General features: G+C 33.4%; 12 protein-coding genes. 11 read left to right on the top strand and 1 reads right to left on the bottom strand.

Annotated elements, in window-relative coordinates; all coding sequences use genetic code 11:
• The first annotated feature begins 2 nt into the window (after positions 1-2).
• The 5 genes from ACZ1JT_RS03235 (at position 3) to ACZ1JT_RS03215 (ending at position 6,984) form a co-directional block, all read left to right on the top strand.
• On the top strand, positions 3-1,547 hold the full coding sequence (locus ACZ1JT_RS03235; protein WP_465094727.1) for a SusD/RagB family nutrient-binding outer membrane lipoprotein: 1,545 nt from the start codon (positions 3-5) through the stop codon (positions 1,545-1,547).
• Between the two features lie 22 nt (positions 1,548-1,569).
• Positions 1,570-2,412, top strand: coding sequence for a hypothetical protein (locus ACZ1JT_RS03230; protein WP_465094726.1), 843 nt, complete (start codon positions 1,570-1,572; stop codon positions 2,410-2,412).
• Between the two features lie 18 nt (positions 2,413-2,430).
• Positions 2,431-3,447 (top strand): hypothetical protein, encoded by a 1,017-nt coding sequence (locus ACZ1JT_RS03225; RefSeq protein ID WP_465094725.1) that lies wholly within the window; start codon positions 2,431-2,433, stop codon positions 3,445-3,447.
• An 89-nt stretch (positions 3,448-3,536) separates the two neighbouring features.
• Entirely contained in the window at positions 3,537-5,441 is a 1,905-nt protein-coding gene (locus tag ACZ1JT_RS03220) for a putative porin (protein WP_465094724.1), read from the top strand.
• A 181-nt stretch (positions 5,442-5,622) separates the two neighbouring features.
• A complete protein-coding gene (locus tag ACZ1JT_RS03215) occupies positions 5,623-6,984 on the top strand; it encodes a pyridoxal-phosphate dependent enzyme (protein WP_465094723.1) in 1,362 nt (453 codons plus the stop codon).
• 32 nt (positions 6,985-7,016) lie between these two features.
• Here the strand turns inward: ACZ1JT_RS03215 and ACZ1JT_RS03210 are convergent, their stop codons facing one another.
• Positions 7,017-8,702: a PNGase F N-terminal domain-containing protein gene (locus ACZ1JT_RS03210; protein ID WP_465094722.1), complete on the bottom strand. Its 1,686-nt coding sequence runs from the start codon at positions 8,700-8,702 to the stop codon at positions 7,017-7,019.
• Positions 8,703-8,753: 51 nt separating this feature from the next.
• Here ACZ1JT_RS03210 and ACZ1JT_RS03205 point away from each other — a divergent pair, with 51 nt between their 5' ends.
• From ACZ1JT_RS03205 to ACZ1JT_RS03180, 6 genes are all read left to right on the top strand, one after another.
• Positions 8,754-10,022: a DUF2851 family protein gene (locus ACZ1JT_RS03205; RefSeq protein WP_465094721.1), complete on the top strand. Its 1,269-nt coding sequence runs from the start codon at positions 8,754-8,756 to the stop codon at positions 10,020-10,022.
• 20 nt (positions 10,023-10,042) lie between these two features.
• The gene (locus tag ACZ1JT_RS03200) at positions 10,043-10,270 is read left to right on the top strand and encodes a PspC domain-containing protein (protein ID WP_465094720.1); all 228 of its coding nucleotides are present in this window, start codon (positions 10,043-10,045) and stop codon (positions 10,268-10,270) included.
• A gap of 4 nt (positions 10,271-10,274) precedes the next feature.
• On the top strand, positions 10,275-11,159 hold the full coding sequence (locus ACZ1JT_RS03195) for a ComEA family DNA-binding protein (RefSeq protein WP_465094719.1): 885 nt from the start codon (positions 10,275-10,277) through the stop codon (positions 11,157-11,159).
• A 24-nt stretch (positions 11,160-11,183) separates the two neighbouring features.
• Positions 11,184-12,356, top strand: a complete 1,173-nt coding sequence (locus ACZ1JT_RS03190) for an acyl-CoA dehydrogenase family protein (RefSeq protein ID WP_465094718.1) — start codon at positions 11,184-11,186, stop codon at positions 12,354-12,356.
• A gap of 161 nt (positions 12,357-12,517) precedes the next feature.
• Entirely contained in the window at positions 12,518-12,712 is a 195-nt protein-coding gene (gene rpsU / locus ACZ1JT_RS03185) for a 30S ribosomal protein S21 (protein ID WP_465094717.1), read from the top strand.
• A gap of 68 nt (positions 12,713-12,780) precedes the next feature.
• Positions 12,781-13,677 carry a tyrosine-type recombinase/integrase gene (locus tag ACZ1JT_RS03180; protein WP_465095270.1) on the top strand — a complete coding sequence of 299 codons (897 nt, stop codon included), beginning with the start codon at positions 12,781-12,783 and terminating at the stop codon, positions 13,675-13,677.
• Positions 13,678-13,688: the final 11 nt, after the last annotated feature.

Raw genomic sequence — 13,688 nt, 5'->3', positions numbered from 1 at the left:
AGATGAAAAGAATTAAAATATTATTACCGTTAGTAGCATTTATGCTATTCTCGTGTAGCGATTATTTGGATGTAAACACTACTCCTAATAATCCATTAATTGAGAACGTACCGCCGCGTTTGATTTTACCGGGTGCTATGTCAAATACTTATAGAACTCAGGCGGTTACCATGAACCAATTAGGGAATGTTTTCATGAACAACTGGGCTGCAAACGTTAACTCGTTTACAGGTGGATATTCAAGAGAGTTCGCTTTAACTATCGATAATGCTTTTTATAACGGTATTTGGGATGGTTTGTATAGAGGTATTAATAATTTTCAAGTAATCATTGATTATAATGGTACTAAACAAGAAAATTATAAAGCAATTGCCATGATTATGAAATCATACTATATGCAATATATAGTTGATTTATATGGTGATTCTCCTTATACTGAAGCATTTAAAATGCAGGCTAATTTAACTCCTGCTTATGATGATGATCAATCAACTTACAGAGCTTTAGTTGCTCAGTTGGACGAAGCAATCGCAATGATTGATAATGCACCTGCTGATGCTGAAGTTCCAGGTAATGATGATGTTATGATGGCTGGTGATATGGATTCTTGGAAAAATTTTGCAAATACTGTAAAATTAAGAATTTTATTGCGTGAGTCTGAAAAAGCTGCTGTTGACGCTTCTTCAGCTACATATTTAGCAGACCAGTTTGCTACTTTAGATGCTGGTTTAGCTTCTGGAGATGTTGCTTTTGTTAATGCTAGTGTAACAATAAACCCTGGATACTCTAAAGCTACAGATAACAACCAAAATCCTTTCTACAGTAATTTTGGTTATAGTTCTGCTGGAGTTTCAACTCAAAACTTTAGTTTCATTCGTGCATCTAAATATGCTGGTGATTTCTTAAACGGGTCATTACCAAACACTATTCCTGATAATAGAGCTGGTAAAATTTATTCATTAGTTGCTGGTCAAGTAGTGGGTGTAGTACAAGGAGCTAATTCTGCGCCTGTTGCTTTATCTACTTTAGGTACTGGTTTAATTCCTGCATTGGGAACTGGAAGTGATCCATCTGTTGGTTCTTCTATGGACGGTTATGTAATGACTTTAGCAGAAGCTGAATTTTTACAAGCTGAAGCTATCTTAAAAGGATATTTAACAAACAATGGTACAGCTAAAGCTCATTTCGAAGCTGGTATTACTGCATCATTTGCTCATTATGGTTTAAGTGCTACTGCCTATATTACTTCGGCTAATTTACAGTCAGGTTTAGGTTGGGATTCATCTGTTACTAATGCAGATAAATTAAAAGCTATCATGACGCAAAAATGGATTGCATTAAACGGTATTCATGCTATTGAGAGTTATATTGATATGACTAGAACAGGTTACCCTCAAGTGCCATTAGCTTTAACAGCTGCTTACACTACAAAACCTAAGAGACTTATTTATCCAGTTTCTGAGTATGTAGGTAACTCGGATAACGTTCCTAGTATCACTCAAGCTCAAGCGTTTGTTGAAGGTCCATTCTGGTATGTTGCCCCTTAATTAACTTATAAATTTATTTATTATGAAAAAGATATTATCGTTGCTTTTCATCGCCGCTGCTACAGTTTCTTGTATGGACGATGAGGCTTTGTCAACTGATAAGTTGGCAGACGGGCCTAAATTAGTAGGTTTTCAGGATTCTTTTACATCAGTGTCTTATTTTGAAGATTTAGGAACAATTCAACAAGAATTTCCTATCACATTACTTGGTTTAGGTAATGGTCAGTTGTCTTCAAGTGATATTGTTGTATCGTATGATGCTGACCCTACTGGTGATGCAGTAGAAGGAGTTGAGTATGACTTCGCTGACGCTAGCAAACAAGTTACAATTCCTGCGGGATCTAACTTTGCTATGATTCCAATCGATGTGCATACTGGAAATTTTAACCCTTCTAACAAAACTACGCTTAAGTTAAAAGTTACTGGTGTTTCTACTTCTGGAGTTTCTTATGCTGAGCAAAATAGAATTTTAGAAATTTACTTTATCGGTTGTCAATCTCAATTGGCTGGTTTCTTTAATGTAAGAACTAAGAGAAATGATAATGGTGCAATCTATAACTTCTCTAATGAGGAAGTTAGAATGACTGCTATCAACACTTTCAGAACTGGTTCTGTTGGTCCTTACGGAGCAGGTGCATTAGATCCATCAGCTACTTTAGGATACACATTTATTGATATTTGTGGTGTGATTAAAGTTCCTGAGCAACAATTAGGAGAAGTATATAGTAATATAGTAAAAGGTATGACTGATGACGGTACTGACGGTCTTGTTGATACTAACGACTTCTTTACTGTTAACTATCAAATTGGTTTCACAAGTAATACAGTTTGGAGACCGTTTACTAGTGAGTATACAAGAATTTAATTTTTAATAAGATAAAGTATGAAAAATATATTTAATTATAGAATTATTGCTGTTGCAGCTCTATCTTTAGCTCTAGGTTCTTGTAATAAGGATGATGATAGAACTTTAGAAAGAACTACAAAGCGTGTAATTTCTACTGATCAAACTACATACACTGTTAATGAGGGTGCTACTGCTCACATTGTTTTGAATGTAGATCAAGCGAATGCTTATAAAATGGATTTTAAATTAGAGTTAGTTGAATCTATGTCTACAGCAATTGAAGACGAGGATTTTACAACTGATTTAGAACATTCTGATATTACTTGGGGTGTAGAGCCAGGGTACAAAATTGAATTCCCTGCTTTCGCTACTAGCCACACTGTTGATATTAGAACTTTAGTTGATTATCCTTTAGCTGAAGGAAACAAAACTTTAGTATTCAAATTGACTAGCGAAGGAAATGGTTTAGGATTAGTTGCTAAATCATCTGAATTAATCACTATCAATATCATGGATGATTCTAGATCTTCTGCGTTAGATATGGAGTTTGATTTTGATACTTCTTTCGATTTCATGGGTAATACTTATACAACTTGCCAAATCGGTTATGATGTAGATATCATTGTTTATGATGAAAACGGAAATGACTTAGGTGTTTATGATGGTCAAACTGGTGCATGTCCAGAGGCTGTATCAATGAGCATGGCAGATTGGGGTGATGGATTATATATCTTCAAAGGTTACTTATGGGATGATTCAGGTTTATCAACTGTTGGTATTACACCTGCATTCAACATTCCTATTAATGTTAACTACAACAGAGCTGATTCATCTTTCAGTGGTACATTCAACCAAAACTCTGCGAACTATCTGACTTCAGATTCGGTTCCTGGTGATGAAGTGTATATCATGACTCTTAAAATTGATAATGCTGATTTTACTATCATGGATGGTACTACAGTAATTGCTACAGGTAAAGTTGCTGATCTTAAAAAGTTCAAACACAACAAAATGCCTAACAAAGCAAAAAAATCTTATAAGTACTTCAACTAAGAATACTTGAAAAACCCCGCTTTTAGCGGGGTTTTTTTTATTTATTTTTTTGTCGAAAACTCTTTACCTTTGTCTCCTAACAAAAAAGTATGAGACAAGTTTTTTTTTATTTGTTGTTATTAATTTCTTTTAACGCTTTTGCTCAAGATGACTTACAGTTGAATAAAGCTGTATCCCCTTCAGCTAAAGAACCAAAGCCTGCTGTTGATTTGTATAAATTAATTACGCTGGAAAGAGATACTACTTTTGTTGATACTACTTTAACCATTCAACGCGAATATAAATTCAACTATCTTCGAAAAGATACTTTTGGACTTCTGCAATTTTTAAATGAAGGACAAACGTATAATACTTTGAATTTTGGAATCAACTCTTTTACTGCATTTCCTGAATTTGGTTTTAAAGCCAAACATTTTAATTACCTTGAAGTAAAGGATATTAAATACTATAATGTACCTACACCATATTCTGATTTGTATTTTAAGTCGGTTATGGAACAAGGACAAAATTTAGATGCCTTTGTAACTGCGAATACATCTAAAAATTTAAACTTTTTTGTTGGTTATAAAGGGCTTCGTTCTTTAGGTAAATATCAAAACCAACTTTCTAGTACAGGAAATTTTCGTTTTGGCTCCAGTTATAATACATCAGATAGACGTTATCAACTTAAAGCGCATATCACTGCTCAAGATTTATTAAATCAAGAAAATGGTGGAATTGCTGTTTTGTCTCAATTCGAAGATGGCGACAATGTTTACAAAGAAAGAGCGCGTTTGCAAACGTATTTTACCGATGCAAAATCCTTGTTAAAAGGAAATCGTTTTTTTGTTGACCAATCGTTTCGTTTGAATAAATCAAATCCTAACGGTATCGTTGTTCAGCATCAGTTTAATTTCGAAAATAAGTTTTTTGATTTTTCAATGGCAACCAATGCTCGATTTGGTGAAAGTTATACCAGTAAAATAAGTAATAAAACACGTTATAATCGTTTGTATAATAAACTTGGCGTTGCTTATTCTAATACTACTTTAGGCGATTTTCAATTTTTTGTAGAAGATTACAAATACAATTATTTCTATTACAGAACTGTAGTACTTTCCGACAATAGTGTAGTGCCTAATAAATTAAATGATCGAATTAATACTTGGGGAGCACAATATAATTATCAAAAAAATAATTGGAAAGGTTCCTTTATGTTTTCTAATTCGATTACCAATCAATCATTAGCTAATATTGAAGCTCAAGTTCATTATGTATTGAATGAAAAGAACAATATTTCACTAAAATATCAGAACATGAACAAATTGCCCGATTTAAATTATGTTCTATATCAAAGTGATTACAAAAATTACAATTGGTTTAATCAATTTAAAAATGAGAAAATCAATTCTTTCCAAGCCGATGCAAACACACAATGGTTAAATGTGTCTTTTCAGTACACAGTGCTAAACGATCATTTGTTTTTTGCTAACGTTAATCCAACATACAACAGTGAGGGTATTGCAGAACAACTCCTTGTTAAGCCTTTTCAATACGATAAAACCATAAATTATTTATCTGTAAAAGCTTCAAAAGATTTAAAATTTTGGAAAATGGGCTTCGATAATACGGTTTTATACCAACAGGTTGATCAATCAGAAGCTATTTTGAATGTCCCTACACTAGTTACTAGAAATACTCTTTACTTTTCAGACCATTATTTTAACAGGGCTTTGTACTTGCAAACTGGGGTTACCTTAAATTATTTTACCAAATACAAAGCAAACGATTATAATCCTTTACTAGGAGAGTTTTACATCCAGAATCAAAAGGAAATTGGTGATTTTCCAATGTTGGATTTTTTCATCAATGCTAAAGTTCGTACGTTTAGAATGTTCTTAAAAGCAGAGCATTTCAATTCTAGCTTCTCAGGCTATAATTATTATACGGCTCCGAATTACCCTTATCGTGATTTTATGGTTCGTTTTGGTGTGATTTGGAATTTCTTTAGTTAATTTTTTGAGCGAAACATTAGGGCTTATTTGTTGGCCGTGTTCCCGCTTTCGCCTTTAGTTGATTGATAGATTAGTTTGAGGTGTCAAGCTAACGGCTCAATCGGGGCTATTCGTGATAGCATATTCATTTTTGGAAACTGTATAATTATCAATACATTTGCACTTCGCAATAAAAGTAAATATGAAATACGTAGAAAACATATTAGGAACTATTGGTAACACACCAATGGTGAAACTAAATAAAATAACAGCTGAAATTCCTGCTTTGGTTTTAGCCAAAGTAGAATATTTTAATCCAGGGCATTCATGCAAAGATCGTATGGCTTTACAAATGATTGAAGATGCTGAGGCAGACGGTCGCTTAAAACCAAGGGGAACTATCATTGAAGGAACTTCAGGGAATACAGGTATGGGCTTGGCTTTGGGTGCTATCATTAAAGGATATAAGTTAATCTGTGTAATCACCGATAAACAGTCCAAAGAAAAAATGGATATTCTTCGTGCAGTAGGTGCAAAAGTTGTAGTATGCCCAACCGATGTAGAACCAACCGACCCACGTTCGTATTACTCGGTTTCTAAACGATTGGCTGAAGAAACTCCAAACGGATGGTATGTGAACCAATATGATAACCTTTCAAATACGAAAGCAAATTACGAGCAAACAGGTCCTGAGATTTGGGATCAAACGGATGGAAAAGTTACTCATTTTGTAGTTGGTGTTGGAACCGGTGGAACTATTTCGGGTGTAGCAAAATATTTAAAAGAAAAGAATCCTAATGTAAAAATTTGGGGTATTGATACTTACGGTTCAGTATTTAAAAAATATAAAGAAACAGGTATTTTCGATGAAAACGAGGTGTATTCATACGTAACAGAAGGTATTGGTGAGGATATATTACCTGAAAACGTAAATTTCGATTTAATTGATGGCTTTACTAAAGTAACCGACAAAGATGCTGCTGTTTATACCCGTAAATTAGCATTGGAAGAAGGTTTGTTTGTTGGAAATTCTTCTGGTGCAGCAATTAAAGGATTGTTGCAGTTGAAAGATAAATTTGGTCCGGATGATGTGGTAGTGGTTCTTTTCCATGATTCGGGTTCTCGATACGTTGGAAAAATGTTTAACGACGACTGGATGCGTGAGCGTGGTTATTTGGATGAAGAAATTACTAAAGCTGAAGATTTAATCCAAGAGCATATTGATAAACCATTGGTGATTGTTCGTACAGAAGAATTGGTTTCTCATGCCATAGATCGTATGCGAAAACATAAAATTTCTCAAATTCCGGTTATTGATATTAATGGTTTTGCAGGTTCTGTAGATGAAACCGATTTATTTCAAAGTTATGTAGCGGATAAAAATGTAGCTGAAAAACCAATTCGTGAAGTAATGGGTGCGCCTTATCCAATTGTTAAACTAGGGACTTCAATTGAAGAAGTTTCTAAATTAATCAATAAAGATAATCAAGCTGTTCTAGTTGATTTAGGAAATGGAAAGCATCATATTATTACAAAACATGATATTATCAATTCAATAAAATAAAAAAAGCCGTTCATTTGAACGGCTTTTTTTTATTAGTTGGCTAGTAAAACTCCAGAAACATTCCATGAACTAAAGCTTCCGCCTTCTGGTTCTCCTTGTTTTATTTTTATTTGAATTTTATGTTGCCCAGCTTTCAAATCTCCTAATTCTATAATGTTCGGATTCGTAGCGGTTCCAGGGCACCAGTTCGAGCGACTATAATCGGATGAGGATAATCCGTTGTTAAAGTTACCTGAAGCGGGATTGTATAAACGATAAGCACCGCAGTCTTCACGCCATGGAATAAATGCAGCTACTTCGTTTCCATCTAATAAAATGTGATTTGTTTTCGGTACAAATTCATCGCCATTTTCCCAGCCACCATGTCCAGTGGTTATATAACGTAGTTTAGCGTTTTTAATGTCGTATGGTAATGTGAAATCTACAATAAGTCCTTTTTCATTATTAAACATAGTGCCATAATCTTGCCCCGCCATTTCCATTACGTTAACAGTATTAAATAGTGGGAGTAGAAAATTGTTTTTTACTGTTGTGCTTTCTTCATTGTGAATAGTAATATTCATCGAAATTTTATGTCCGCCTTTATCATAATTTCCAATGAAGGTTCCTATCCATACTTCTTGGTTGTCTATGGCAGCATGCAGATTGCTTATGTCTTGTCGGTAAGGAACTGATTCAAGCCAAGTTTTATTTTTTAATTGAATATGGTTGTATTGTTTAATTCCAAAAGGCGTAAAGAAACGCATTACTTCCAATAGTGGGGAAAAGGTATTGGTGCGAACTACTCCTTGGTATTGTTTTCCATTTCCGTTATCGTAATTGGGTACTGTTTTTATACCTTGTTGTAAGGCATCAAGAAAAGATGTTTTTTGTTCGGTTGGGATAATAAATACCGATCCGGTCCTGTCGTATGCATCCCCGTTGGATTGTTCTGTTAAATCAATAAATACCTGACTTCCGTTAGTTATCTTAGGGAATTTGACCTTTCGCAGAATAATTGTTCCGTTGGCAAATCGTAATATGCTGTCATTCGACTTAGAATCGCCTGAATAACAAATAGTTTCGTTTTCAAATACTTTTAGAGTTATAAATCTACTTTTCCATAGTTCATTTCTATAAGATAATAAGTCAATATATGAATTTGGTTGATTAGCATTGAAAATTTTACCAGGCGTTTCTTTTTTGAGTTTTTCTATTTTGGTTGCAGTTATTATAAAGTTATTATTTCTATTCATTTCAAGAACTAACCCCAAATTTTGTCCAAGTAATGTTGGTGCTCCTTTTAGTTTTTGGTCTTCGGTAAACCACAAATCGATATGGTTGGAATTGACAACTGTTTTTGCTTTCCGACAAATAAATCCTAATATTTTTTTTGTTTCCTCTGTAATTTCAAATGTTTGCTTTGAAAGTGATGTACTGTCAATAGTGGCACAAGATTTTGTTTTATCTAGTTGTGCAAGTTGTATATACTCGCTTTTATTGTGTTTTATCAATGTTTGCTCGTAAGGGTATTCGGTTTTTTTTGAAAGTATGTTTTGCGATGTCAAAAGCGATTCAAATTCCGAAGCCAAGACAATTATGGGGTCTTGGTTTTCAATGGTTTTACCATTAGAACTTTTGGAGTACGTTATTTTATAGCAATTTGTTCTAATTTTTGCTTGTTGTCCAATGCAGTTAAATATTGGAAGTAAAACCAATAATGTGAGAAATTTATTCATATTTTATTTATTGTAAATATTTTCTTATATTAGCATATTGTTTTATACGCCATGAAAGAAGATTTTTTGTATTACGTCTGGCAATACCAGAAATTTCCGATTGCTAATTTAAGAACTATTCAGGGAGAATTGCTTCAAATTTTAAAAGTTGGTCAAAATTTAAAAGTATCAGGACCGGATTTCTTTAATGCGCAATTATTGATTGGTAATCAAAAATGGGCTGGAAATATTGAAATTCATGTTAAATCATCGGATTGGTATTTGCATGGTCATGAAAACGATTCTGCATACGATAGTGTTATTTTACATGTGGTATGGGAACACGATATTGAAGTTTATAGAAACGATAATACTGAAATTCCTGTTTTGGAATTGAAGAATTATGTCGATAAAGAGCTTTTAAATTCGTATTCAAATTTAGTGTTAGCTAAAGATTGGATTAATTGTGAAAAAGATTTGCTTTCAATATCCAATTTCACATTGGAAAGTTGGTTAGAGCGAATGTTTTTAGAACGCCTAGAATTAAAGTCTGTAGAAATTCAAAAATTGCTTGAAAAAACCAATTACGATTGGGAATCGGTTTTTTTCTCCTTTTTGATGAAAAACTTTGGTTTGAAAGTGAACGGCGATTCTTTTTTCAAAATCGCAAATAACATATCTTTTTCTGTAATTCGTAAAGAACAGTTTGAACTCCTAAATCTTGAAGCGTTGTTTTTGGGAAGTGCTGGTTTTTTATATGATGATTTTGATGAAACCTATCCTCATGATGTGAAATCAAGATGGCAATTTCTTGCCGAAAAATATCAACTTAAAATGGTGCATGTACCGGCACTTCAATTTTTTAGATTGCGTCCCGATAATTTTCCAACTATTCGATTAATGCAATTGGCACAAGTATATCATTTTCAAAACAATTTATTTTCTGGAGTTATACAATCCAAAACCGTGTCTCAATTGTATAATTTGTTTGCAGTTGATGTATCGGAATATTGGAAAACACATTATCGTTTCGAAAAGAAAAGTGTCTATAAAAACAAGCTGCTCACTAGATCATTTATCGATTTACTTATCATCAATACTATTTTGCCAATGAAATTTGTTTATGCTAAAGTATATGGAAAAGATAATTTGGATGAGTTATTAGGTTTCGTTGAAAATTTAAAGCCGGAAAAGAATGAAATCATCCAGAAATTTGAAAATATTGGGTTAACAGCCGAAAATGCATTCGATACACAAGCGCTTCTTCAATTGAAAAATGAGTATTGTAATTTGAATAAATGCATGAGTTGTGCTATAGGACTTGAATTGTTGAAAAAATAATTAAATTTGTAAGGAATACTATGAGTGTGATTACTAACATCCGACATTTTTTTGAAAAACACGGTTTTGCGGTTTCTTCGCGATTAGCCGATAAATTAGGTATGCGAACCACTAGCGTTCGGTTGTTTTTCATTTATATTTCTTTTTTTACGGTTGGACTTTGGTTTGGAGTGTACTTAACACTGGCATTTTTACTTCGTCTTAAAGACATGGTTTATACCAAACGTAGTTCTGTATTCGATTTGTAATTTCATGATAAATTTTGGTTCGTATTTGAAATTCACCCGTGAGCAACGTGGGGGGATTGTCGCTTTATTGGTATTGATGATGCTAATTCAGTTGGTGTATTATTTTGTTGGAGTTCCATCTGTTACTAAAATGAAATCGGTTTCAGAAGAAGAAAAGAATTGGTTGGCTTTGCAATCGGAAATTGATAGCTTGAAGCAATTAAAGTCAGTTTCGATTAAGAAAATCTACCCATTTAATCCCAATTTTATTTCAGATTATAAAGGATATACACTCGGAATGTCTGTTTTGGAAATCGATAGGCTGCATAAGTTTAGAGAAAGTAATCAATTCGTAAATTCAGCAAAAGAATTTCAAAAAGTGACGAAGGTTTCAGATGAGTTGCAGAGTGAAATAGCGCCATATTTTAAATTTCCAGATTGGGTTAATCATAAAAGGGCGAATGAGTATGCTCAAACTTTTAAAAAAGTTACCAAAGAAAATACTGTAAAAGCTGTATTAGATATTAATAAAGCCACTCAAGAAGATTTAATGAAGCTTTATGGTATTGGTCCAGGCCTTTCGGAACGAATTTTAAAAGAACGCGATAAATTTGGCGTTTTTGTTAGTATGGATCAGATGAATGATGTTTGGGGTTTATCGCCAGAAGTCATTGCTTTATTAAATAAGTGTTTTAAGATTGGGGGAATAAACGGCGTTAAAAAGATTGATATTAATAACGCTTCAGTAAAAGAACTTCAACAATTTCCGTATTTTCGTTATCCTATTGCTAAAGAAATTGTTACTTACAGAAGCATGAATGGTGAAATTAAATCCAAAGACGATTTAATAAAAATTAAGAATTTTCCAGTTGAAAAAGTCAACATAATTGCCTTATATTTGGACTTTTAAACAAACAAACACAATTCCAATCAAATGAATTCATTATATTTTACCGAAGAGCATCAACTATTTAGAGAAAGTTTACGCGATTTTTTGCAAAAAGAAGTTGTTCCACACATTGAGAAATGGGAAAAAACAGGAACTATTGAGCGTTTTATTTGGAAGAAATTTGGTGAAATGGGTTTCTTTGGTATCCGATATCCTGAAGCCTATGGCGGATTAAATTTGGATTTGTTTTATACTGTTATCTTCTTAGAGGAACTTCAAAAAATACGATCAGGTGGTTTTGCAGCAGCAATGTGGGCTCATTCTTATTTGGCTATGACACATTTAAATGCTGAAGGCGATGAAAGAATCAAACGCGACTATTTAGCAGCAAGTATTGCAGGAGATAAAATCGGTGCGTTGTGTATTACAGAACCTTTTGGAGGAAGTGATGTGGCAGGAATGCGTACAACTGCTGTTAAAAAAGGAGATAAGTATGTCATTAATGGTTCGAAAACCTTTATAACTAATGGGGTTTATGCCGACTATTATGTTGTTGCAGCTAAAACAAGTCCGGAGCTAGGAAACAAAGGAATAAGTATTTTTCTTGTAGATGCTAGTTGTGTTGGAATATCGGCAACTAAGTTGGATAAATTGGGATGGAGAGCTTCTGATACTGCGGAAATTGCATTTGACAATGTCGAAATTCCTACGGAAAACCTAATGGGTGAAGAAGGAAAAGGATTCCCATATATTATGCAGCATTTTGCGTTCGAACGTCTTATCATGGCAATTAACGCGCATGCAAGAGCAGAATATGCAATTGCTTATACTATTGAATACATGTCTGAGCGTGAAGCTTTTGGAAAAACAATTAATAAGTTTCAGGCATTACGTCATAAAATTGTGGAACACGCAACCGATGTGGAGCACTGTAAGTTGTTTAATTATGCTGCGGCTGCTCGACTGGATAAAGGGGAGTATGTTGTTAAAGAAGCTACAATGGCTAAATTAAAATCAACTAAAGTGGCCGATGAAACTATTTATAGTTGCTTGCAGATGTTGGGAGGTTATGGTTATATGGAAGAATATCCTTTAGCGCGCTTGTTACGTGATAGTCGTTTAGGGCCAATAGGTGGGGGGACTTCCGAAATATTAAAAGAAATTTTGTCTAAAATGATAATTGATAATCAGAATTATGAACCGGCTGTAAAGCACTAATTATTCTGTTTGATATACAAAAGCCTATTCTAACTGAATAGGTTTTTTTGTGCAATTGATTTGAGGGTTGAAGCTGCAGTTTAAAAAAAATCAAATTCATAATCCATAATTAAAAATTTATTTATAAGTTTGCGGCCTAAATGAGAGGAGGTGTCTAAACTATGTTAATTATTCCAATTAAAGACGGAGAAAATATCGATAGAGCATTAAAGCGCTATAAGAGAAAATTTGACAAGACTGGAACAGTTCGTCAATTAAGAGCACGTCAGCAATTCACAAAACCATCTGTGGTTAGAAGAGCACAAATTCAAAAAGCTGCTTATATTCAAACATTGAGAGACTCTTTAGAGAGTTAATTATTTTTGAATTAGAATATAACCGTTAGTTAATGAAGTTTTATAACTTTGTTGCTAACGGTTTTTTTATGGTTTCAAGTCAACAGGCATATAGTGATTATCTTCAAAAAGAAAAAAAGTATTCCAAACATACGTTAACGGCTTATGTAAATGATGTTTTAGAATTTGATTCTTTTATTAAAAGAGAAGATGAAGAAGCTGTCTTGGAACAAGTTAATTACAGTCAAATTAGAAGTTGGATTGTTTTACTGGTAGAGCAGGGTATTTCGAATACAACCGTTAATAGAAAAATTTCATCGCTTAAATCGTTTTACAAATTCTTGCTTAAAACGAAACAAATTGAAGTCAATCCACTTCAGAAACACAAATCTTTAAAAACAGCTAAAAAAGTTCAAATTCCATTTTCTGAAAAAGAATTGGAAATGGTTTTTGATGAAAATGATTTTCCAGAAGATTTTGAAGGAATACGTAATCGCTTGATTATTGAATTATTTTATACTACAGGAATCCGTAGAGCTGAGTTAATCGGACTGGAGATTCAAAGTTGTAATTTGTATACTAAAACACTAAAGGTTTTGGGTAAAAGAAATAAAGAGCGAATTATACCTTTATTAGATTGTACAATTGCATTAATTAATCGTTATCTAGAGGTTAGAAAACGGGTTGAAAATCACTCGTCGGGCGATTTGTTAATTTTAAATAAAAACGGACATAAAGTTAGTGAAACGTTTGTGTATCGATTAATAAATGATTACTTTAGTAATGTCTCTGAAAAAGTAAAAAAGAGTCCACACGTTCTTAGGCACACGTTCGCAACCCATTTGCTCAATAACGGTGCTGATTTAAATTCGGTAAAAGAATTATTAGGTCATGCTAGTTTATCTTCCACTCAAATCTATACACATAGCAGTTTAGCTGAATTGAAACGAGTTTATCAAGATGCCCACCCGCGAAACCAGAAATAATTCATGCGTTT

It is taken from the genome of Flavobacterium sp. IC2-16 (genome assembly GCF_055521455.1).
The sequence above is the reverse complement of the archived record's forward strand: the minus strand, read 5'-3'. Positions and strand labels throughout refer to the sequence as shown.

Bases quoted from the DNA above. Each gene is read 5' to 3' on its own strand.
- ACZ1JT_RS03235 (WP_465094727.1), top strand. From the start codon at position 3: ATGAAAAGAATTAAAATATTATTACCGTTAGTAGCATTTATGCTATTC.
- ACZ1JT_RS03230 (WP_465094726.1), top strand. From the start codon at position 1,570: ATGAAAAAGATATTATCGTTGCTTTTCATCGCCGCTGCTACAGTTTCT.
- ACZ1JT_RS03225 (WP_465094725.1), top strand. From the start codon at position 2,431: ATGAAAAATATATTTAATTATAGAATTATTGCTGTTGCAGCTCTATCT.
- ACZ1JT_RS03220 (WP_465094724.1), top strand. From the start codon at position 3,537: ATGAGACAAGTTTTTTTTTATTTGTTGTTATTAATTTCTTTTAACGCT.
- ACZ1JT_RS03215 (WP_465094723.1), top strand. From the start codon at position 5,623: ATGAAATACGTAGAAAACATATTAGGAACTATTGGTAACACACCAATG.
- ACZ1JT_RS03210 (WP_465094722.1), bottom strand. From the start codon at position 8,702: ATGAATAAATTTCTCACATTATTGGTTTTACTTCCAATATTTAACTGC.
- ACZ1JT_RS03205 (WP_465094721.1), top strand. From the start codon at position 8,754: ATGAAAGAAGATTTTTTGTATTACGTCTGGCAATACCAGAAATTTCCG.
- ACZ1JT_RS03200 (WP_465094720.1), top strand. From the start codon at position 10,043: ATGAGTGTGATTACTAACATCCGACATTTTTTTGAAAAACACGGTTTT.
- ACZ1JT_RS03195 (WP_465094719.1), top strand. From the start codon at position 10,275: ATGATAAATTTTGGTTCGTATTTGAAATTCACCCGTGAGCAACGTGGG.
- ACZ1JT_RS03190 (WP_465094718.1), top strand. From the start codon at position 11,184: ATGAATTCATTATATTTTACCGAAGAGCATCAACTATTTAGAGAAAGT.
- rpsU (WP_465094717.1), top strand. From the start codon at position 12,518: ATGTTAATTATTCCAATTAAAGACGGAGAAAATATCGATAGAGCATTA.
- ACZ1JT_RS03180 (WP_465095270.1), top strand. From the start codon at position 12,781: ATGGTTTCAAGTCAACAGGCATATAGTGATTATCTTCAAAAAGAAAAA.